This is a genomic window from Streptomyces sp. NPDC001536 (assembly GCF_042894505.1).
Classification (GTDB): Bacteria; Actinomycetota; Actinomycetes; order Streptomycetales; family Streptomycetaceae; genus Streptomyces.
Map to the genome: position 1 here is coordinate 96,330 of NZ_JBIAVQ010000008.1, position 19,264 is coordinate 115,593.

Below are 19,264 nucleotides of genomic sequence, written 5' to 3' on the forward strand. Positions count from 1 at the left end.
TCCCCCCCCCCCCCGGCCCGGGGCGGCCCGGGGGGGGGGGGGGGGGCGCGGGGGGGGGGGGGGGGGGGCGCCCCGGGGGGGGGGGGGGGGGGGGGGCGGGCCCGGGGCGCGCCCCCCCCCCCCCCCCCGCCCCTCGCGTGGCCTAGACGGCGAACTCGACCGGCAGGCTGTCCAGCCGGGACTCCCACGTGGAGGCGGTCGAGCCGAGTTCCTCCGGCGCCACGGCCAGCCGCAGGCCCGTCAGCCGGTGCAGCAGGACGTTCACACCGACCTCGATGATGGACTGGCCGATGCTCTGCCCGGGGCATTCGTGCGGACCGGAGCTGAAGGCCAGGTGCGACTGGTTGCCCTGGACCGCCACGCCCTCGTCGGGCCGTATCTCCGGGTCGGCGTTGCCCGGGGCGAGACCGAGGAGGAGCAGGTCGCCCTCCTCGATGCCGTGCCCGCCGAGCTCCAGCTCACTGGTGGCGAACCGCCCCGGCAGGACGGCCAGCGGCGGGGTGTTCCACATGACCTCCTCCACCACGGCGGACACGTTCAGCTGACCGCTGATCAGCCCGGACAGCCGCGCGGTGTCGGTCAGGACCAGCTGGAGCACCCTGGCCAGCAGATTGCTGGTCGTGGTGTGGGCGGCGATCAGCACCAGACGCAGATGGCTGACGACCTCGTCCGCGTCCAGCGCCGCCGGGTGTTCAAGGAGGGCGGTGGTGAAGTCCGAGCCCGGCTCGGCCCGCTTGCGTTCGGCGAGTTCGCCCAGGATCTGCATGATGCGGTCGTTGTGCACGAGGGCGCCCTCGCCGCCCTTGAAGACCTGGGCGCACGACTCGATCAGACGGAGCCCGTCCGCCTTGGGAAGGCCCAGGATCCGGGTCAGCACGAGCATCGGCAGGTGCTCGGCGTAGTCGGCCACCAGGTCGGCGCGACCGGCGTCGGCGAACAGGTCGATCTGCTGGTTCGCGAAGTAGGCGGCGTGCCGCCGGATGCCGCGGCTGGAGGCGGCCAGCAGTCCGTCGGTGACCGCGCCGCGCAGCCTGCGGTGCGGCTCTCCGTCCTGGGAGACGCAGTCGGGCCGCCAGCCCAGCATCGGCAGCAGCGGCGAGGTCTCCGCTATCCGGCCCTCGCGCCAGTCCCGCCAGATGCGGGCGTCCCGGCTGAACTGACGGGGGTTGTCCAGCACCCGCCGGTTGTCGCGGTAGCCGAGCACCAGCCAGGCGGGAACGTCACCTTCGAGGAGCACCGGTGCGACGGAGCCGTGCTCCTTGCGCAGCCGCTCGTAGATGGCCTGCGGGTCGGTGGCCGCGTCCGGGCCGTACAGCCGGGTGAGTTCTGGCCCGCCGTGTGCGACGGGGCACCCGCGGGGCGCGTCGGGACCGCTGGGGGTCTGGTCGTTCATCGGGGCTCCAGGGCGACGACGGAGCGGTCCTTCACATGACGTATCAGGGCGATCAGTACGTCACGGCTGGAGGCCCGGTCACGGGCGTCGCAGGCCACGACCGGGATGTGCGGGGGGATGTCCAGGGCGTCCCTGATCTCCTCGACCGGATAGTGCCGGGAGTCCGGGAAGATGTTCAGGGCGACGACGAAGGGGACGTTCTGGCGCTCCATCTCCTCGATCGCCCGGAAACTGGAGGCCAGCCGCCGGGTGTCGACCAGGACGACGGCACCGAGCGCTCCCTTGAACAGGCCGTTCCACAGGAACCAGAACCGCTCCTGGCCCGGGGTGCCGAACAGGTACAGCATCAGGCTGTCGTTGAGGCTGATCTTGCCGAAGTCCAGGCTGACGGTGGTCTCCGTCTTGTCGGCGACCCCGATGAGGTGGTCGTCGGCGGCGCTGGCCTCGGTGAGGGTCTCCTCGGTGGTGAGCGGCTTGATGTCGCTCACCGAGCCGACCAGCGTGGTCTTCCCGGTGCCGAATCCGCCGGCGATCATCACCTTGACCGAGCGGGTCTCCCCGTCGTCCGGCCGGGCGAGCCGGTCAAAGCCGTTCAAGTCCACTGAGTACCTCCTCAAGGAGCGCGAGGTCGGGCCCGCGACGGGCGTCGTGCGCCGGGACGGGGTCACGGGCTTCCACGCGGTCGGCCTCGAGCAGGTCCGTCAGCAGCACCGCGAGAATGTTGAAGGGCAGTCCCAGGTGGGCGCCGAGTTCGGCCACCGACAGCGGTTCGCGGCAGCGCCGGAGGATCTCCTCGTGCTCGTGCTGCAATCCCGGGACGAGGGCGGTGCGGGAGACGATGAGGGTCGCCACGTCGAGGCTCGACGCCGAACCGCCCGGTCCGCTGCGCCCTTTGGTCAGGACGTAGTAGCGCTCCAGACCGGACGGGTCGGCGGGCCGGCGGGGAGCACTCATCCAGAGTGCTCCTCCAGGCGCGGAGAGGTGCCCAGGAGCTCGCCCATCCTGCGGGCCAGGTCCCTCATCTGGTGTCCGAGCAGGCCCTGGTCCAGGCCCTCGCGGGCGAGCACACCGAGGTACGTCTCCACGCCCGCGCGGACGACGAAGAGGTGTCCGCCGTCGACCTCGATCATCGCCAGCCGCAGCTGTCCCCGTTGTCCGGCGGGGCGGGTGAACTGCTCGGCGACCGGCTGGGCCAGCGCCTGGAGACCGGCCACGACCGCGGCGAAGCGGTCCACGTCGTCGGGGTCCTCGGCGCCGAAGGAGGTGATGGCCTTGCCGTCGCTGGAGGCCACGAGCGCGAAGCGGATCTCCGGGATGGACTCCACGAGGTCGCGGAGCGCCCAGCTCACGTCGGTTCCCTGTTGCGTCATGTGGACTAGTCGCTCTCTTCAGTGCGGTGCTCGGTGGACTCGCGGCCGTCGGCCTGGCCGGCCGCCTCCTCGGGCTCGCGGCCGGCGGTGGCGAACGCGGCGAGACCGGCGAACGACGCGTCCGGGGGGATGTCGAAGGCGCTCGCCGCCGTGGTCCGCTCGGCGGGCTCGGCGGGCTGCCGGCGGGGCTCCTCACCGCGTCGGCTGCGGCGCCGGGGCAGTCCGCCGGGCGTGGTGTCCGCCGTCTCCTCGGCCGTCGCCCGCGGGGCCGCTCCCGCGGCGGGGGCGCTCGGGGAGGGCTGCGCCGCCGGTACGGCCGCGGGCAGCGGGCTGAAATACTTGTGCGGGACCACCACGACCACCGAGGTGCCGAGCCAGGGCGAGTCGGCGAAGGTGACGCGGATGCCGTAGCGGCGGGCCAGGATGCCGACGACCCTGAGGCCGATGGTGGCGTCCTCGGTGATGCCGCCGAGACCCGGTCCGGCTCCGGTGCCGGCGAGCGCCTGCTCGGCCTCGTGCTTCTTCTCCTCGCTCAGGCCCTTGCCGGAGTCCTGGATCTCGATGCCGACGCCGTTGGGCACCTCCTTGCCGGAGACGATCACCGGCTCGGTGGGCGGCGAGTAGCGGGCCGCGTTGTCCAGGAGGTGGGCGAAGATCAGCGTGAGGTGGTCCACCAGGCCGCCGTCGACGCCGAGTTCGGGCAGATGGCGTACGTCGACCCGCTGGAACTCCTTGATACGGCCGATGCCGCCGCGGACCACGCTGAGCAGCCGCTGGGGCTCCTGCCACTGCCGGCCGGGACGGTCCGAGCCGCCCAGGACACCGATGCTGGCGGCGAGACAGTCGGCGGGGCCGATCTCCTGATCGAGCTCCATCAGGCCGCGTGCCACGGAGGGCAGCCGGCCGTGCTCACCCTGCATCTCGTGCAGTCGGCCACGGAGCTTGCTGGTCAGCACATGGATACGGTTGCCGATGCTGATCACGGCCTGCTCGGCGGAGGTCGAGCGGTCGAACTCCCGCTCCACACCGATCAGCGAGGTCCTGAGGACCTTGCGCAGCTCGGCCTGGAGCTCGGCGCTCACCTTGGCGCACTGGTTGGTGGCCGGCAACAGGTCGTCGATGGCATCGCCGGCCCGCAACTGCTCAAGCGCCCGCGGGAGTTGCTCGTCGGCGAGCCGGGCGACCGCGGCCAGCTGGTGGGCCAGCTGCTCCTGCCAGATCTCGGCCCGGTCGGCGAGCTGGGACTCGTACGAGGCGGCCTGGTCGGTCAGCCGCTGCTCGTAGGCGCGCGCCTGCTCGGCGAGCTGGGACTCGTAGGCGGCGGACTGTTCGGCGAGCCGGAGGTCCTGGGCGGTGTACTCGGCGGCGAACTTCCGCTCCAGCCCGGCCACATGCTGCTGCCACTGCTGGGAGTGCTCGGCCTGCGAGGTGCGGAAGGACGCCTCGGCGCGCTTCACCTGTCCGCGGGTGCGGATCAGGAGCCGGACGCAGACGGAACTCGCCGCCGTCGCGGCGGCGCCGGCCACGGCCGCGGTGATGCTCTCCGAGCTCATGAACGTGGCGGCAACCGTCCCGCCTCCCAAGGCCAGTGGCATCAGCCACCAGCCGTACCAGGCGACAGGGGCCCGCGCCGCCGGTGGCGGAGTGGCGAGTTCCATCTGCATCCTTCGAAGCAACACAATCGAACAACGGGGGGTGCGCAAGGGGAATCGCACTGAGGAGGACGCGTCACGGGACGACCGATGGTGATCGGGTCAACTCGCGGCGTCGGAGGGGAGCTTATCGGGTTTGAACACCAAAAGATCAACCTCACGGCGCTGCGGAAGTGAGGGTTCCGTCACGCTCAGCCAGCACGCACACATCGACAAATTTCCATACTGACCAGCGCAGTTGTGAAATCGGACGTTGTCGGCGAGTGACAAGCCGGCCCGCCACGCCTGTTCGCCGGTGATAAGCCCTGACGTGTTACTGACGGGTATCGTCGCCGCCGTGTCGAAGAGAGCCGCGATGGTGACCGACGAACCGGGCGGGCCGTTCAAGGCCCTGCCCCCGGGTCTGCACCACCACCTCAGACCGTTCCTCACCGACATCACCGAGGAGGTCGTACGCGCGATCAGAACCGAGATCCCCGAGTACGCGCGCCCCGCCGACGACACGTACATGCAGGCCGTGCGCCGGGGCGTGGACCACGCGTTGCAGGGGTTCCTGGAGCGGATGGCCAAGCCGGACACCGACTGGGAGCCGGTGCAGGAGACCTACCGGCGCATCGGACGCGGGGAGGCGGAGGAGGGGCGCAGCCTCGACTCCTTCCAGTCCGCGCTCAGGCTCGGCGCCCGGGTGACCTGGCGGCGGGTGAACGCGCTCGTCGACGCCGAGCTGCTGCCGCGCAATGTGCTGGGCGCGTTCGGTGAGGCGCTGTTCCTGCACCTGGACGAGATGGCGGCCGCGACGACCGCCGGGTACACGGAGGCGCGGCTGCACGCCGCCGGTGAGCTCCAGCAGCGCCGGACGCGGCTGATCGACCTGCTCACCGCCGATCCGCCCGCCTCGGCCGAGGCCATCGCCGAGCTCGCCCACAGCGCGCGCTGGCCGGTCCCCCGGACCCTGGCGGTGGTCGCGGTCGACCACGGACCACCGACGGAGGGCGGCCCCTTCGCTCCACACCCGGGAACCGGCCCGACCGAGCCACCGGCGAACGGCGACTCCCACGCCGGCCCGCCGGCCACACCACCGCCGAGGGGCGGGCTCCTCGCACCCCCGCCGGAGACGGGCCCGTTCACACCACCGCCGGGCAGAAGAGCCCAGGCAGCCTCGTCAGGAGCCGACCCGGTCGCAGGGTCCGGACGCCCCGGGCCGCCGGAGGAGACAGGCCCCCTCGTACCGCCGTCAGGCGGCAGGTCCCTTACGGCCCTGTCAGGAGGCGACGCGATCGTGCCACCGTCGGTCCGCGGGCCCATCGTGCCGCCGGAGTTCCTCGCCCGGTTCGATGTGCGGCCCGCGGTGCTGATCGTGCCCGATCCCGAGGGTCCCGGCCGGGCCCGGGCCGTCGCCGGAGCGCTCCAGGGCCGGCGCGCGGCGATGGGGCCGACCGTCGCCCTCCAGGACGGGGCACGGTCGCTGCGCTGGGCGGGCGAGGCCCTGGAGCTGACGCGCCGCGGTGTCCTGCCGGACAGCGAACTGGTGCGCTGCCAGGATCATTTGGCCACGCTCCTGCTGCTGCGCGACGACGCCCTGGTCGACGCGATGGCCGAACGCCGGCTGCGGCCGCTGGACCAGGTGCGGCCACCGCAGCGCGAACGGCTCGCGGAGACCCTGCTGAGCTGGCTGAACTGCGGGCACAACGCGAGCGAGGTCGCCGTCCGGCTCGCGGTGCACCCGCAGACGGTGCGCTACCGCATGCGCCAGCTGGACGAGCTGTTCGGTGGTCAACTGCACGATCCGACCGCCCAGTTCGAGATGCAGCTGGCGCTGCGGGCCCTTCAGTTGCGCAACGGCGTCAGCCGGTGAGGACGACGAGCTGCTGGGTGGCCCGGGTCATCGCGACGTAGTGGTCGACCGCTCCCTCGACGCCCTCGCCGAACTTCTCCGGGTCCACCAGGACGACCAGGTCGAACTCGAGTCCCTTCGACAGCTCCGGGGTCAGCGACCGCACCCGGGACGTCGCCCGGAACGCGGGGTCGCCGATGACGCAGGCGATCCCGTCGGCGTGCGCGTCGAGCCAGGTGCCGAGGACCGACTCCAGCTCCGCGACCGCTCCGTGGACGACCGGGACACCACTGCTGCGGATGGAGGTCGGCACGTTGGCGTCCGGGAGCGCGGCCCGGATGACCGGCTCGGCCTCCGCCATGATCTCCTCCGGCGTCCGGTAGTTGATGCTCAGGGAGGCCATCTCGATCCGGTCGAGCCCGATCCGCTCGAGGCGTTCCTGCCACGACTCCGTGAACCCGTGCCTGGCCTGCGCCCGGTCCCCGACGATGGTGAAGCTCCGGGACGGGCACCGCAGCAGCAGCATCTGCCACTCCGCGTCGGTCAGTTCCTGCGCCTCGTCCACGACGATGTGCGCGAACGGGCCCGCGAGCAGATCCGGGTCGGCGGTGACCAGTTCGGACTCGTCGACCAGACTGACCTTGGCGTCTTCACCGCGCAACATCGTCACCAGGCCCTCGCCGTCGTCCCCGTCGGCGCCGGAGTTGGCCACGGCCTCGATCAGACTGTCGACGACCCTCGTCATGTGCTCGCGCTGCACGGCGAGGGTGGCCTTGTGCCGGACCTGGCGCCGGGCCGACTCCGGGTCGCCGAGCCGCTGCCGGGCCGCGTCCAGGAGCGGCAGGTCGGACACCGTCCAGGCCTGCGCCTCGGCGCGCTGGAGGCTGCGCACCTCGTCGGGGGTGAGCCAGGGCGCGCACATCCGCAGGTAGGCGGGTACCGTCCACAGGTCTCCGACGAGGTCGGCCGCTTCGAGCAGCGGCCAGTGACGGTCGAAGGTGGCGCGCAGCTCCCGGTTCTGCCGCAGCGACTTGCGCAGCAGGTCGGGCGACACGTCGCCCTCGTGCTTGTCGATCAGGATGGTGAGCAGTTCCTCCCAGACCTGGTCGCGCGCCTCGTTGTGCGCGGTGCCGGGTTCCGCGGCGTCGAACGCCACCGCCCACTCGTCGGCGCTCAGCGGGATGTCGGACCAGTGGGTGGTGACCGTCATCCCCTTGGCGGGCGGTTCCTCGTAGAACCGGACGGCCTTCTCGATGGCCCCCACCAACTCCGCGGACGACTTCAGCCGGGCCACCTCCGGGTCGGCCTCGATGCCCGCCGTGGCTCCTTCGGCGACGAGGTCGCGCAGGATGCAGGTCTGCACGCCCTCCTCGCCGAGGCTGGGCAGGACGTCGGAGACGTACGACAGATACGGCCGGTGTGGACCGACGAAGAGCACGCCGCCGCGACGGTGCCCGAGGCGGGGGTCGGAGTGCAGGAGGTAGGCGGAGCGGTGCAGGGCGACGACGGTCTTGCCGGTGCCCGGGCCGCCGTCGACGACGAGTGCGCCGCGTGATCCCGCGCGGATGATGGCGTCCTGGTCGGCCTGGATGGTGCCGAGGACGTCCCGCATCCGGGGCGAGCGGTTGCTGCCCAGGCTGGCGATGAAGGCGGACTGGTCGTCGAGCGCGGCGTGGTGCTCCAGCCCGTCGGCGGTGAACACCTCGTCCCAGTAGTCGCTGATCCGGCCGCCGGTCCAGCGGTACCTGCGGCGGCTGGTCAGCCCCATCGGGTTGCCGTGGGTGGCGCCGAAGAACGGCTCGGCGGCCGGCGAGCGCCAGTCGACCAGCAGTCGGCGGCCGGAGCTGTCGGTGAGGCCGAGCCGTCCGACGTAGAGGGGCTCGGGGTCGTCGGCGGAGACCATGTGTCCCAGGCACAGGTCGAGCCCGAAGCGGCGCAGGGTGCGCAGACGGGCGGTGAGCCGGTGGATCTCCGTGTCCCGGTCCATCGCGTGCCGGCCCATGCCGCCGGGTGCCCTGCGCGCGGCGTCGAGCTGTCCGGACACCTCGGCGATGGACTGCTCCAGGCACTCGGCGAGGGCCTCGAAGTGCTGCTCGTCGCCGGCGATCAGCGCCGGGTCGGCCTTGGACGAGAGACGGTCGGGGAGGTCGAACGCGCTGGTGGGCAGGGTGTTCAAATGATCAGCTCCGATATGAGGTCGCGTATGACCATGGTGCACGGCAATGGGTGCGGACCGGCCCGGCGGGCCTGGTGGACGCCCCGGGCGACGCTCGGTCGCGTGGGGTTCAGGCGGAGACGGTGGGCTTTCCCTCGCCGACGCTGTCGAGGATGAGCTTGGCGGCCACCGCCGCCCCGTCGGTGCGGACGGCCTCCCCCACGGCCCGCGCCCGCTCGCGGGTCTCGGGGGCCAGGGCGGTGCCGAGCGCGACGGACAGGGACGCGAAGGTCGGTGTCGGACCGTCGTGTGCCGCGCCGATGCCCAGCTCGGCCACCCGGCCCGCCCAGTACGGCTGGTCCGCGAGCTGGGGCACCAGCACCTGGGGCACGCCGGCCCGGGCGGCCGTCGTGGTGGTGCCCGCGCCTCCGTGGTGCACGACGGCGGCGACCCGGGGGAACAGCGCCTGGTGGTTGGTGTCGCCGACGGCGAAGCAGTCGTCCTGGCCGTCGATCAGGCTCAGGTCGGCCCAGCCACGCCCGAGGAGTACGCGGTGCCCCTGTGCGCGGACCGCGTCGACGGCCACCTGGGCGACGTCCGTCGACTCCCGCATGGGCATGCTGCCGAAGCCCACGAACACCGGCGGTTCACCGGCTTCCAGGAACGCCGACAGGTCGTCCGGCAGCGGGCGTTCGTCCGGCATCGCCCACGCGCCGGTCTGTACGACGTCGAAGTCCGGCGTCTCCTGCCACGGGTCCAGGACGGGGTCCGTGGCCAGCCACGGCCGGTCGCCGATCACATAGTCGCGGACGTCGGCCACCGGGGGCAGGCCGATGGACGCCCGGGTGGCGTTGAGCGCCTCGCCGAACAGCGCGTTGATGTTCTCGGCGTCCAGCTTCCACAGCACCCGGTTGTCGGTCTCGTCCGCCGGCAGTGGCTTGCCCGGATACGCCAGCGGGCGGCGCAGCGGGGAGGGCAGGGTGAGCTGCTGGAAGGTGACGGACACGGCGGGGATGCCGAACTTCTCGGCCACCGACAGCGCGCCGGCCGCGGCCGAGATCATGCCGGTCGCCACCACCAGGTCACACCCTTCGGCCGCCGCGGTGACTCCCTCCAGCTGGCCGGCGAGCACGGCGGCGGCGCGCTGGGGGAGGTTCGCGGCCGACGGCGGCGGCGCCTGGGTGGTCAGGGCACGCGCCGACGGGCCGACTGGCACCAGCGGCACGCCGATCCGGTCCAGCAGCTTGGCGAACTCCTCGTCCGCCGGCGCGCACACCCGTACCTCCGCGCCGAGCGCACGCAGCTCCAGCGCGAGCGCCGCCATCGGCTGGACGTCCCCGCGCGACCCGTACGTCGACAACACAACACGCACGTCGTGACTCCCCGTTCTCCGTTTTCCGGCTTCGAGCGGAGATTCTGCGGTACGGACGGGGCCTTGCCGCAAGCCCCCCGGTGCGCTATATGTTGAACATGGCAAGGAGGGACCACTCCCCTTGCCCTTTCTTTTTGCCGCCTCAGAGCGCCTGCCGCAACGTGACCAACTGCGGTGCGAAACCGCCCCGTTCATAGAAGCGGATCGCGTCGCCATTGGCCGCGTACGCCGTCACCTCGGCCTGCTCGGCCCCCTGTCCCCGAGCCCAGCCGAGGAACTCCGCCACCAGAGCGGCTCCGGCCCGGGCCCGCCGGTGCTCGGGGCGGACGTACATGCTGACCAGGGTCGCGGACCTGACCAGCCGCATCGCCGTGGGCTCGCTGACCGAACCCATCAGGTGTCCCACCACCCGCCCTTGATGGTCCACGACGAGCACGAGGCGCTCGGGGTCCTCCAGGGCCGCCGCGAACGACGCCGCCCCGTGCTCGTGCGGCCAGTCGACATTGATGGTCGTGTCCCGGGTGCCGCCGTCCTCGGCGAAGAGCCCCGCGCTGGAGGCGACCAGTCCCGGTATGTCCTCGGCACGGGCCCGCCGCACCGTCACGTCCTGATCAGTCATGCCCGAAGGCTAGCGGGGGCCACTGACATCCTGGACAGATGTCCAGCTATAGTGGACGCCTGTCCAAGAGACTGAGGGAGATCATGGAAGCGGTCGCGAACGTGCTGGTGGCTCTGGTGGCCGTGCTGCACGCGTACATCCTGGTGATGGAGATGTTCCTGTGGCAGAAGAAGCCGGGGATGTCCTTCCACGGTTTCGACCGGGAGATGGCCAAGGCCACCGCGGCGATGGCCGCCAACCAGGGTCTCTACAACGGATTTCTCGCGGCGGGCCTGGTGTGGGGTCTGATCGCCGCCGACCCGACGGGCTTCCGCGCCCAGGTGTTCTTCCTGTCCTGTGTCATCGTCGCCGGCGTGTACGGAGCGGTCACCGCCAACATCCGCATCCTCGCCGCGCAGGCCCTGCCCGGTGCGCTCGCCCTGGGCGCGGTCCTGCTGGCCCAGTGACCCGCACCGCACCCGAGGACCCGCGCGCGGCACGCACCCGGGCGAAACTCCGCGAGGCGCTGCTCGCGGAGTGCGCCGAGCGTCCGCTCGCGGAGGTCGGCGTGGCCGCGCTGGTACGCCGGGCCGGGGTCGGACGGGCCACGTTCTACGTCCACTACGACGGGCTGGAGGCGCTGGCCGTCGACGCCTGCGCGGACGTCGTACGCGAGGCCGTGGAGGCGCTGCACGCCTGGCGCGGACGACCCGACCCGGTGCACGCGCCGCCCGCGCTCCCGGCGTTCTTCGCCTCGCTCGCCCCGCATGCCCCGCTGTACCGGGCCCTGCTCGGCCCGGGCGGCGGCGGCCCGCTGGGCCTGGTCCTGCACCGGGACCTGCGGGCCTACAGTCTCCGCGAGCGCGAACTCGCGGGTGCCGCCGACGCCCCGCTGGTGGCCTCGGCGGTCGCCGCCACGTTCGCGGGCGTGCTGGCCGACTGGCTGCACGGCCTGCTGGAGGGCGGCCCGGACGACATCGCCGACCAGGTCTGGCAGTTGCTGGTCGCCCTGCACGCCAGCCGCTGACGCCTCACGCGCATGCCATGCCCTCCTTCACTCGCGGCCAGGCCTCCACGCCGTCGGAAGTGCGGACGTAGGCCGTCTTCTTGTCGTCCGTCAGCCACAACTGCCGGTCCCGCAGCCGGTATCCGGTGTCCTTGGCGTCCGCGGGCATGGCGACGTCCCCCTGGTACGGGGCCTCCAGCATCTCGTCGCCGAGCACGCCGTCCGGATCACGGGCGTACAACACCCTGTCCCTGCCCTCGCCCGTGACCAGGAAGTGCGCCTTCTGCCAGTCGCAATGGGCGGAACCCTCCGAGCTGCTGATGACGGTGATCGGCACCCGCTTGCCGTCGCGGTCGGTCCAGACCTCGTAGTCCTTGGAGTCGGTCCAGCTCGCCGGGAACTCGGCCGGGTCGCAGGACGCGCTGGTCTCCGGGCCCCAGCCGGGCCTGTTCTTCCGGTCCTTGGCGACGATCACCGCCACCTTGGTCCGGCCGTCGACGTCGTAGGAGAAGAGGACACGGCCGCCCTCCTCGCGCTCCACCCGGTAGCCCTCGCGCGGTACCTCGGGCTGCTCGATCTCGAAGTAGGCCTCAAGGCCCTCCTCCGGCGTCTCTCCTGCGTCGCCCTCGCTCCACGGTTCGCTGCCGCCCGCCGAGGAGATCTCCCAGTCGCACTCAAGCGCGCGGGCCGCGGCCGCCGTGTCGATGAGCTCGGAGCGGTCGTCCTTCTCCTCGTCCCACGCCTTGATCGGGATGTACAAGGGCCCGCTGTAGGGCGACGGCGGCGGGCTCGCCCCCTCGACGATCAGGTCCCCCTCGGTCCCGCACCCCACCGCGGCCACCGCCACCAGTGCCGTCAGTGCCACGAAGCCTCTGCGCATCCCGCCACACCCCCTGTCCCCCCGAACCGTCCTGGTCCTCCGACGCCGGAGGCCCGGGAAAGGTTCAGTGGGCCGACTGGAACGTGCGCCGGTAGGCCTGCGGCGACACCCCGATCGCCGCGTGCAGATGCTGGCGCAGCGACGCGCCGGTGGCGAAGCCGACCTGGCCGGCGATCTGGTCCACCGGCAGGTCGCTGGACTCCAGCAGATGCCGGGCCCGGGCCACCCGCTGCTGGATCAGCCAGCGGCCGGGGCTGAGCCCGACCTCGTCGTGGAAGCGGCGGGCGAAGGTGCGCAGGCTCATCCGGGCGTGGGCGGCCAGGTCGGTCAGGGTGAGGGGTTCACCGAGCCGGTCCAGGGCCCAGGTGCGGGTCGCCGCCGTGCTCGCGGCGCCCTGTTCGGGGACCGGCCGCTCGATGTACTGCGCCTGGCCGCCGTCGCGGAACGGCGGGACCACACAGCGGCGGGCGACGCAGTTGGCCAGTTCGCTGCCGTGGTCCGTGCGCACCACATGCAGACAGACGTCGACACCGGAGGCCGCTCCGGCCGAGGTGAGGATGCGGCCGTCGTCGACGAAGAGGACGTCCGGGTCGAGGGCGATGTGCGGGAACATCTCCCGGAACCGGTCGGCGAGATGCCAGTGGGTGGTGGCCCTGCGTCCGTCGAGCAGGCCCGCGGCCGCGAGGACGAAGGCGCCGGTGCAGATCGACACGATCCGCGCGTCGGAGGGGATCAGGGCGAGGGCGGACCGCACCTCGTCGGGGAGGTCGGCGGTCACCCGCTCGGCGGAGACGGGTGCGATCACCACCGTGTCGGCGGTGGCCAGCATCTCGGGGCCGTGGTCGACCGTGATCGTGAAGTCGGCGTTGCTGCGTACCGGACGGCCGTCGACCGTGCAGGTCAGCACCTCGTACCGGCCGTCGGCGGCGCCGAAGATCCGACTGGGCATGCCCAGCTCGAAGGGGTACACGCCCTCCAGGGCGAGGACGACGACTCGCTCGACACGCTGCATGGCACGATTCTATCGGAGGTTGGCAATCATGCCATTTTCCGTTCGGGCGGACCCGGGCAGGCTGGTCCACCATGAGCACTGTGAACACCATGCGAGCCATCAGCCAGGAGACTCTCGGCGGACCTGAGGTCCTCGGGGAAGTGGAGCTGCCGCGTCCCGAGCCGCGCACGAACGAGGTACTGGTCCGGGTGCGGGCCGCCGGGGTCAACCCCACCGACTGGAAGCACCGGGCCACCGGCGGCTTCCTGGGTCAGCCGCCCTTCGTGCTGGGCTGGGACGTGTCGGGCGTGGTCGAGGCCGTCGGGATCGGCGTCGCCCGGTTCCAGCCCGGCGACGAGGTCTTCGGCATGCTGTCGTACCCGTACGGCCACGGGTCGCACGCCGAGTACGTCACCGCGCCGGCCCGGACGTTCGCGCACAAGCCGGCCTCGATCGACCACATCGAGGCGGGCGCGCTGCCGCTGGTCTCCCTGACCGCCTGGCAGGCGCTGGTGGAGTACGCCGACGTCCAGCCGGGACAGCGGGTGCTGGTCCATGCCGCGGCCGGCGGGGTCGGGCATGTGGCCGTGCAGATCGCCAAGGCGCGGGGCGCGTATGTGATCGGCACCGCGAGCGCGGGCAAGCACGAGTTCATGCGCGGGCTCGGCGTGGACGAGGCGATCGACTACCGGGAGACGGACTTCGCGCAGGCCGTCAAGGACGTCGACGTCGTGCTCGACACGATCGGCGGCGACACGTCCGTCCGCTCGCTGCGCGTACTGCGCCCGGGCGGGCTCGTGGTCTCGATCCTGCCGGTCGGATCGCAGGAGTTCTTCGAGGAGGCCGAGCGGCTCGGCGTCCGGGCGCTGCGCATGCTGGTCGACGCCTCCCATTCCGGGATGAAGGCGATCGCGGAGCTGGTGGAGGCGGGGAAGCTGCGCCCCGCGATCGCCGGTACCTTCCCGCTGGCCGAGGCCGCCGAGGCGCACAGGCTCGGCGACACCGGCCGGACCACGGGGAAGCTGGTCCTGACGACGGACTGACCGGGGTCAGAAGGTCAGCACGGGCTTGATCGCCTTGCCCGCGCCCATGTCCCGCACCGCCTGGTCGATGTCCGCGAACGGATAGGTGCTGATCAGGCGGTCCAGCGGGAGCCGCCCCGCCTTCACCAGGTCGACCAGGGCGGGGATGAAGGACTGTGTCTCGGCGTCGCCGAGGGTGAGTCCGACGATCCGCTTGCCGCCGAGCAGTCCGTTGACGTCGAGGGCGACCTCGGAGCCGAACGGCGGGGCGCCGACGACGACCAGGGTGCCGCGGGCGCCGAGCGCGTCGACGCCCTGGCGGAGCACGGTGACGTTGCCGGTGGTCTCCACGACGCCGTCCGCGCCCTTTCCTCCGGTGATCGCGGCGAGGGTCTCCGCGAGGTCCTCCGCACCCGCGTTGACGGTGTGGGTGGCACCCAACTCCCTTGCCAGGGAGAGGCGTTCGCCGACGCGGTCGACGGCGACGATCGTGGTGGCGGGGGTGAGGGCGGCGGCCATCACGGCGGACAGGCCGACCGCTCCGGCGCCGAGGACCACGATCGTGCTGCCGGTGACCGGCTTCAGCACGTTCCACACGGCGCCGACGCCGGTCTGTACGCCGCAGCCGAGGGGGGCGATCGACTCCAGCGGCACGTCGGGGTCGACCTTGACGAGGCTGCGCTCGTCGACCAGGGCCTTCTCGGCGAAGGAGGACTGGCCGAAGAAGTGGCCGCCCAGTGGCTCGCCGTCCCGGCTGACGGTGCTGGTGCCGTCGGCCCGGCGGCCGCCGATGAGGTTCAGCGGCAGCCAGGTCGCGCAGTACGCCGGGTGGCCTCCGTTGCAGTTGCCGCACTCGCCGCAGGACGTGAACGACAGCACGACGTGGTCGCCGGGCTCGACGCCGGTGACGGCCGAACCGACGGCCTCGACGACACCGGCGCCCTCGTGCCCGAGGATGCCGGGCAGCGGGAAGGGCAGTCCGCCGCTCGCCACACCGAGGTCCGTGTGACACAGCCCGGTGGCGACCATGCGGACGACGGCCTCGTGCGGCCCGGGCTCGTCCAGTTGGACGTCGGCGAGGGTGAAGGGTGCTCCGCCGGACTCGACGACGGCGGCGCGGGTGGTGATGGGCATCGCGGTAACTCCCTTTGATTTCAAGCGCATTGAGTCGACCGAGAGAGCGGCTCAGTCGAGCGAGACGACGACGGACTTGGTCCTGGTGTAGGAGGCGAGGGCCTCGGGACCGTACTCCCGGCCGAAGCCGGAGTCCTTGACGCCGCCGAAGGGGACCGCGGGGTCGAGCATCGCCCAGTCGTTGACCCAGACGATGCCCGCCTGGAGCTTGTCGGCGATCCGGTGGGCGCGGGCGAGGTTGGTGGTCTGGACGCCCGAAGCCAGGCCGTACGGCGTGGAGTTGGCGAGCCGGATCGCCTCCTCCTCGGAGTCGAAGGGCTGCACGGTGAGGACCGGGCCGAAGATCTCCTCCTGGATCACCCGGGAGTCGTTCGGCAGGTCGGCGATGACGGTGGGCTTGTAGTAGTAGCCGCCGTCCAGATCGAGGCGTTCGCCGCCGCAGACGATACGGCCGCCCTCCTTGCGGGCCAGTTCGACGTACTCCTCGACCTTCTTGAGGTGCTTCTCCCCCGCCATCGGTCCGATGACGGTCTCCGGCTGCCGCGGGTCGCCGAGCGGAACGCCGGGCACGGCCTGTTCCAGGATGCCCAGCAGGGTCTTGTAGACCGAGCGGGCCACCAGCAGTCGCGGGCCGCCCATGCAGAACTGACCGGAGTTGAAGACGAAGCCCTTGATGATCGCGCCGACGGCCTTCTCCAGGTCGGCGTCCTCGAAGACGACGTGGGCCGCGTTGCCGCCCAGCTCCATGGTGACCGGCTTGAGGTTCTCCCCGGCGACGCTCGCGGCGTGCCGGCCGACCGCGGTGGAGCCGGTGAAGGCGATCTTGTCGACGCCGCTGTGGCGGAGGAGGGCCTCGCCGGCGACCGGGCCCGCACCGGTGACGACGTTCACCACACCGTCGGGGACACCTGCCTCCTGGAACAGCTTCGCCATGTAGAGCGCGCTGAGCGGGGTCTCGTCGGCCGGCTTGTGCACGACCGTGTTGCCCGCCGCGAGCGCCGGGGCGATCTTCGAGCCGGCCAGGATCAGCGGGAAGTTGAAGGGCGTGATCGCGGCGACCACTCCGAGCGGCTCGCGCCGGGTGTAGGCGAGGGCGTTCATGGGGGTGTCGCGGTGGGACCCGTGCAGGCCGTGGGCGAGGGCGGCGAAGTGCTCGTAGTCGTTGGCCGCGTTCGTCACGTCGACGGCGTGCGCGAGCGTGATCGGCTTGCCGACGTCGAGGCTCTCCAGACGGGCGATGTCGTCGGCGTTCTCGCGGATCAGTTCCGCGACGCGCTGGAGGATGCGACCGCGTTCCCGACCGCTCATCGCGGACCAGGGGCCTCCGTCGAAGGCCTCGCGCGCGGCCCGCACCGCCGCGTCCACGTCGGCGGCGCCCGCCTCCGCGACGGTGGTGACGACCGCGCCCCGGGACGGGTCCACCACCTCGGTGCGCGCTCCGTCGGCGGCCTCGCGCCACCGTCCCCCGATGAACAGCCGCCCGGGTTCGATCTCGAAGGTGGTCATCACCGCTCCTCAGCTCCATCGCCAAGATTTCAACAAACAGGATTCCTGTTGGTCCGCAGTCTCTTTACAGACAGGATTCCTGTCAATGCTCTAGGCTGAACTCATGCTCGACACCCAGGCGACCAAGGCGGCCCCGTCACTGCTCTACATGGTCAAACAAGTGGAACTGGTGGTCCGTTCCCACCTGGACGAGCTGGTCAAGCCGTCCGGAATCACCGCACTCCAGTACACCGCCCTGACGGTCCTGGAGCGACACGACGGACTGTCGGCGGCACAACTGGCCCGCGACTCGTTCGTCACCGCCCAGTCCATCGCCGATCTCGTACGGTCGCTGGAGAACCGCGGGCTGGTGCGCCGGGAGCGGAATCCGCGCAACCGCCGGGAGCTGCTGATCCTGCTGACCGACGCCGCCCGCGAGCTGCTCGCCCGGCACGAGGAGCCCGTGCGGGAGCTGGAGGAACGGATGGTCCGCGATCTCACGGCGCACCAGACCGAACAGTTCCGCCAGGCGCTGACCCGGGCCTGGCACGCACTTTCCTAAGAGCCCTCGCAATTCACAGACATATGTCAATCGAACATGCTCAAATTCACTCCATCGAGGGTAACTTGCAGTGCGGGGCAAGGATTTGCGCTCACTGAGGACCCGGGGACACGGCTGCGCTCGTACGCTCGCTGCACGACGTCACCCCGGCCCCCGGTGACCTGCGAACCCGCCACTTGAGGAGCTGGTTGGAGGCGATGTCGTCGTGCAGCAGGAACCTGCACCCCTGAGTCGGCATCTGCGTATCCACCAGGACCGGGGACACACGGTGCTGGAGTTCCGCGGCGAGATCGACATCGCGGCGGCGCTGGAGATCATCCCGTCTCTGGACCGGGTGACCGGACGCCACGGCTCCCGGATCGTGATCGACCTCGGACAGGTCGAGTTCTTCGACTGCTCCGGGCTGCGCCTGCTCTACCGCGCCCGCGCCCGGGTCCTGGACCACGGCGGCCAGTTACACCTGGTCTGCGACCATCCCCTGACCCTGCGCATCATGCGGGTCACCGGACTGCACCGGCTGCTGCCCCCGCACGCGACGCTGGACGCGGCCCTGGGACAGTCCGAGGCCGCGTCCGGCTCGCTGTGACGCCGTCTACTTGAGGATCTTGGTGACCTGACCGGCGCCCACGGTCCGCCCGCCCTCCCGGATGGCGAACTTCAGTCCCTCCTCCATGGCGATGGGCTGGATCAGCTGCACGAGCATCGTCGTGTTGTCGCCCGGCATGACCATCTCGGTGCCCTTGGGCAGGGTCACCACACCGGTGACGTCCGTCGTGCGGAAGTAGAACTGCGGGCGGTAGTTGTCGAAGAACGGCGTGTGCCGGCCGCCCTCGTCCTTGGACAGGATGTACGCGCGTGCCTCGAACTCCTTGTGCGGGGTGACCGTGCCCGGCTGGATCACGACCTGTCCGCGCTCCACGTCCTCCCGTTTGATGCCGCGCAGCAGCAGCCCCACGTTCTCCCCCGCCCGGCCCTCGTCGAGGAGCTTGCGGAACATCTCGATGCCGGTGACGGTGGTCTTCGTCTTCTGCTCGTGGATGCCGATGATCTCGACCTCCTTGTTGACGTGCAGGACCCCGCGCTCGATCCGGCCGGTGACGACCGTGCCGCGCCCGGTGATCGTGAAGACGTCCTCGATCGGCATCAGGAACGGCTTGTCCACGTCCCGCTGCGGCTCGGGGACCGCCGTGTCGACCGCGTCCAGCAGTTCGAGCACCGACCGGGTCCACTTCTCGTCGCCCTCCAGCGCCTTGAGCGCGGACACCTGGATCACGGGCACGTCGTCGCCCGGGAACTCGTACTCGGTGAGCAGCTCGCGCACCTCCAGCTCGACGAGTTCGAGGATCTCCTCGTCGTCCACCATGTCCGTCTTGTTCAGGGCGACGACGATGTACGGCACACCGACCTGCCGGGCGAGCAGGACGTGCTCCTTGGTCTGCGGCATCGGCCCGTCGGTGGCCGCGACGACGAGGATCGCGCCGTCCATCTGGGCCGCGCCGGTGATCATGTTCTTGATGTAGTCGGCGTGGCCCGGGCAGTCGACGTGCGCGTAGTGCCGGTGCTCGGTCTGGTACTCGACATGGGCGATCGAGATGGTGATGCCGCGCTGCCGTTCCTCGGGCGCCTTGTCGATCTGGTCGAAGGGCGTGAACGGGTTCAGGTCGGGATACCTGTCGTGCAGCACCTTCGTGATGGCCGCGGTGAGCGTGGTCTTGCCGTGGTCGATGTGCCCGATGGTGCCGATGTTCACATGCGGCTTGGTCCGCTCGAACTTCGCCTTCGCCACTGGGGCCTCCAGGTCACCTGAGTG

General features: G+C 71.4%; 19 protein-coding genes. 6 read left to right on the forward strand and 13 right to left on the reverse strand.

The window, feature by feature from the left end:
• Positions 1 to 142: 142 nt before the first annotated feature.
• The 5 genes from ACFY0U_RS22375 to ACFY0U_RS22395 are packed head-to-tail and all read right to left on the reverse strand — an operon-like array spanning position 143 to position 4,421.
• The gene (locus ACFY0U_RS22375) at positions 143 to 1,393 is read right to left on the reverse strand and encodes a cytochrome P450 (RefSeq protein WP_388638425.1); all 1,251 of its coding nucleotides are present in this window, start codon (positions 1,391 to 1,393) and stop codon (positions 143 to 145) included.
• Positions 1,390 to 1,995 carry an ATP/GTP-binding protein gene (locus ACFY0U_RS22380; protein ID WP_388638427.1) on the reverse strand — a complete coding sequence of 202 codons (606 nt, stop codon included), beginning with the start codon at positions 1,993 to 1,995 and terminating at the stop codon, positions 1,390 to 1,392. Before ACFY0U_RS22380 ends, ACFY0U_RS22375 begins: the two co-directional genes overlap by 4 nt.
• Positions 1,976 to 2,347, reverse strand: coding sequence for a DUF742 domain-containing protein (locus ACFY0U_RS22385; protein ID WP_388638428.1), 372 nt, complete (start codon positions 2,345 to 2,347; stop codon positions 1,976 to 1,978). The genes ACFY0U_RS22380 and ACFY0U_RS22385 overlap by 20 nt, the downstream gene beginning before the upstream one ends.
• Positions 2,344 to 2,763 carry a roadblock/LC7 domain-containing protein gene (locus ACFY0U_RS22390; RefSeq protein ID WP_171142866.1) on the reverse strand — a complete coding sequence of 140 codons (420 nt, stop codon included), beginning with the start codon at positions 2,761 to 2,763 and terminating at the stop codon, positions 2,344 to 2,346. Before ACFY0U_RS22390 ends, ACFY0U_RS22385 begins: the two co-directional genes overlap by 4 nt.
• Positions 2,764 to 2,768: 5 nt before the next feature.
• Positions 2,769 to 4,421 (reverse strand): ATP-binding protein, encoded by a 1,653-nt coding sequence (locus ACFY0U_RS22395; protein WP_388638430.1) that lies wholly within the window; start codon positions 4,419 to 4,421, stop codon positions 2,769 to 2,771.
• Positions 4,422 to 4,752: 331 nt separating this feature from the next.
• Here ACFY0U_RS22395 and ACFY0U_RS22400 point away from each other — a divergent pair, with 331 nt between their 5' ends.
• Entirely contained in the window at positions 4,753 to 6,270 is a 1,518-nt protein-coding gene (locus tag ACFY0U_RS22400; protein WP_388638432.1) for a helix-turn-helix domain-containing protein, read from the forward strand.
• Here the strand turns inward: ACFY0U_RS22400 and helR are convergent.
• The 3 genes from helR to ACFY0U_RS22415 all read right to left on the reverse strand — a co-directional run bounded on the left by helR (position 6,260) and on the right by ACFY0U_RS22415 (position 10,395).
• Positions 6,260 to 8,425: an RNA polymerase recycling motor ATPase HelR gene (helR, locus tag ACFY0U_RS22405; protein ID WP_388638433.1), complete on the reverse strand. Its 2,166-nt coding sequence runs from the start codon at positions 8,423 to 8,425 to the stop codon at positions 6,260 to 6,262. The two genes, ACFY0U_RS22400 and helR, sit on opposite strands and share 11 nt — an antisense overlap.
• A 109-nt stretch (positions 8,426 to 8,534) precedes the next feature.
• Positions 8,535 to 9,776, reverse strand: coding sequence for a glycosyltransferase (locus ACFY0U_RS22410; protein WP_388638435.1), 1,242 nt, complete (start codon positions 9,774 to 9,776; stop codon positions 8,535 to 8,537).
• Between the two features lie 142 nt (positions 9,777 to 9,918).
• Positions 9,919 to 10,395, reverse strand: coding sequence for a GNAT family N-acetyltransferase (locus ACFY0U_RS22415; RefSeq protein ID WP_388638437.1), 477 nt, complete (start codon positions 10,393 to 10,395; stop codon positions 9,919 to 9,921).
• Between the two features lie 83 nt (positions 10,396 to 10,478).
• Between ACFY0U_RS22415 and ACFY0U_RS22420 the strand changes: the two genes are divergently transcribed.
• A complete protein-coding gene (locus tag ACFY0U_RS22420; RefSeq protein ID WP_388638979.1) occupies positions 10,479 to 10,841 on the forward strand; it encodes a DUF1304 domain-containing protein in 363 nt (120 codons plus the stop codon).
• Positions 10,838 to 11,401: a TetR/AcrR family transcriptional regulator gene (locus tag ACFY0U_RS22425; RefSeq protein ID WP_388638439.1), complete on the forward strand. Its 564-nt coding sequence runs from the start codon at positions 10,838 to 10,840 to the stop codon at positions 11,399 to 11,401. The genes ACFY0U_RS22420 and ACFY0U_RS22425 overlap by 4 nt, the downstream gene beginning before the upstream one ends.
• 4 nt (positions 11,402 to 11,405) lie before the next feature.
• On the opposite strand, the gene ACFY0U_RS22430 is transcribed toward ACFY0U_RS22425, so the two are convergent.
• Together ACFY0U_RS22430 and ACFY0U_RS22435 are read right to left on the reverse strand one after the other, a co-directional pair.
• A complete protein-coding gene (locus ACFY0U_RS22430; protein WP_388638441.1) occupies positions 11,406 to 12,260 on the reverse strand; it encodes a hypothetical protein in 855 nt (284 codons plus the stop codon).
• A gap of 64 nt (positions 12,261 to 12,324) precedes the next feature.
• Positions 12,325 to 13,272, reverse strand: coding sequence for a GlxA family transcriptional regulator (locus ACFY0U_RS22435; RefSeq protein WP_388638443.1), 948 nt, complete (start codon positions 13,270 to 13,272; stop codon positions 12,325 to 12,327).
• A gap of 71 nt (positions 13,273 to 13,343) precedes the next feature.
• On the opposite strand from ACFY0U_RS22435, the gene ACFY0U_RS22440 reads away from it, so the two are divergent.
• Positions 13,344 to 14,294 carry an NADP-dependent oxidoreductase gene (locus ACFY0U_RS22440; protein ID WP_388638444.1) on the forward strand — a complete coding sequence of 317 codons (951 nt, stop codon included), beginning with the start codon at positions 13,344 to 13,346 and terminating at the stop codon, positions 14,292 to 14,294.
• Positions 14,295 to 14,300: 6 nt separating this feature from the next.
• On the opposite strand, the gene ACFY0U_RS22445 is transcribed toward ACFY0U_RS22440, so the two are convergent.
• Both ACFY0U_RS22445 and ACFY0U_RS22450 read right to left on the reverse strand, forming a co-directional pair.
• Positions 14,301 to 15,407, reverse strand: coding sequence for an NAD(P)-dependent alcohol dehydrogenase (locus ACFY0U_RS22445; RefSeq protein ID WP_388638446.1), 1,107 nt, complete (start codon positions 15,405 to 15,407; stop codon positions 14,301 to 14,303).
• Between the two features lie 51 nt (positions 15,408 to 15,458).
• Positions 15,459 to 16,913 carry an aldehyde dehydrogenase family protein gene (locus tag ACFY0U_RS22450; protein ID WP_388638448.1) on the reverse strand — a complete coding sequence of 485 codons (1,455 nt, stop codon included), beginning with the start codon at positions 16,911 to 16,913 and terminating at the stop codon, positions 15,459 to 15,461.
• A 103-nt stretch (positions 16,914 to 17,016) separates the two neighbouring features.
• On the opposite strand from ACFY0U_RS22450, the gene ACFY0U_RS22455 reads away from it, so the two are divergent.
• Together ACFY0U_RS22455 and ACFY0U_RS22460 are read left to right on the forward strand one after the other, a co-directional pair.
• Positions 17,017 to 17,454 (forward strand): MarR family winged helix-turn-helix transcriptional regulator, encoded by a 438-nt coding sequence (locus tag ACFY0U_RS22455; RefSeq protein WP_388638450.1) that lies wholly within the window; start codon positions 17,017 to 17,019, stop codon positions 17,452 to 17,454.
• 205 nt (positions 17,455 to 17,659) lie between these two features.
• Positions 17,660 to 18,040, forward strand: coding sequence for an anti-sigma factor antagonist (locus ACFY0U_RS22460; protein WP_388638452.1), 381 nt, complete (start codon positions 17,660 to 17,662; stop codon positions 18,038 to 18,040).
• Between the two features lie 6 nt (positions 18,041 to 18,046).
• On the opposite strand, the gene tuf is transcribed toward ACFY0U_RS22460, so the two are convergent.
• On the reverse strand, positions 18,047 to 19,240 hold the full coding sequence (gene tuf, locus ACFY0U_RS22465; protein WP_388638454.1) for an elongation factor Tu: 1,194 nt from the start codon (positions 19,238 to 19,240) through the stop codon (positions 18,047 to 18,049).
• Positions 19,241 to 19,264: the final 24 nt, after the last annotated feature.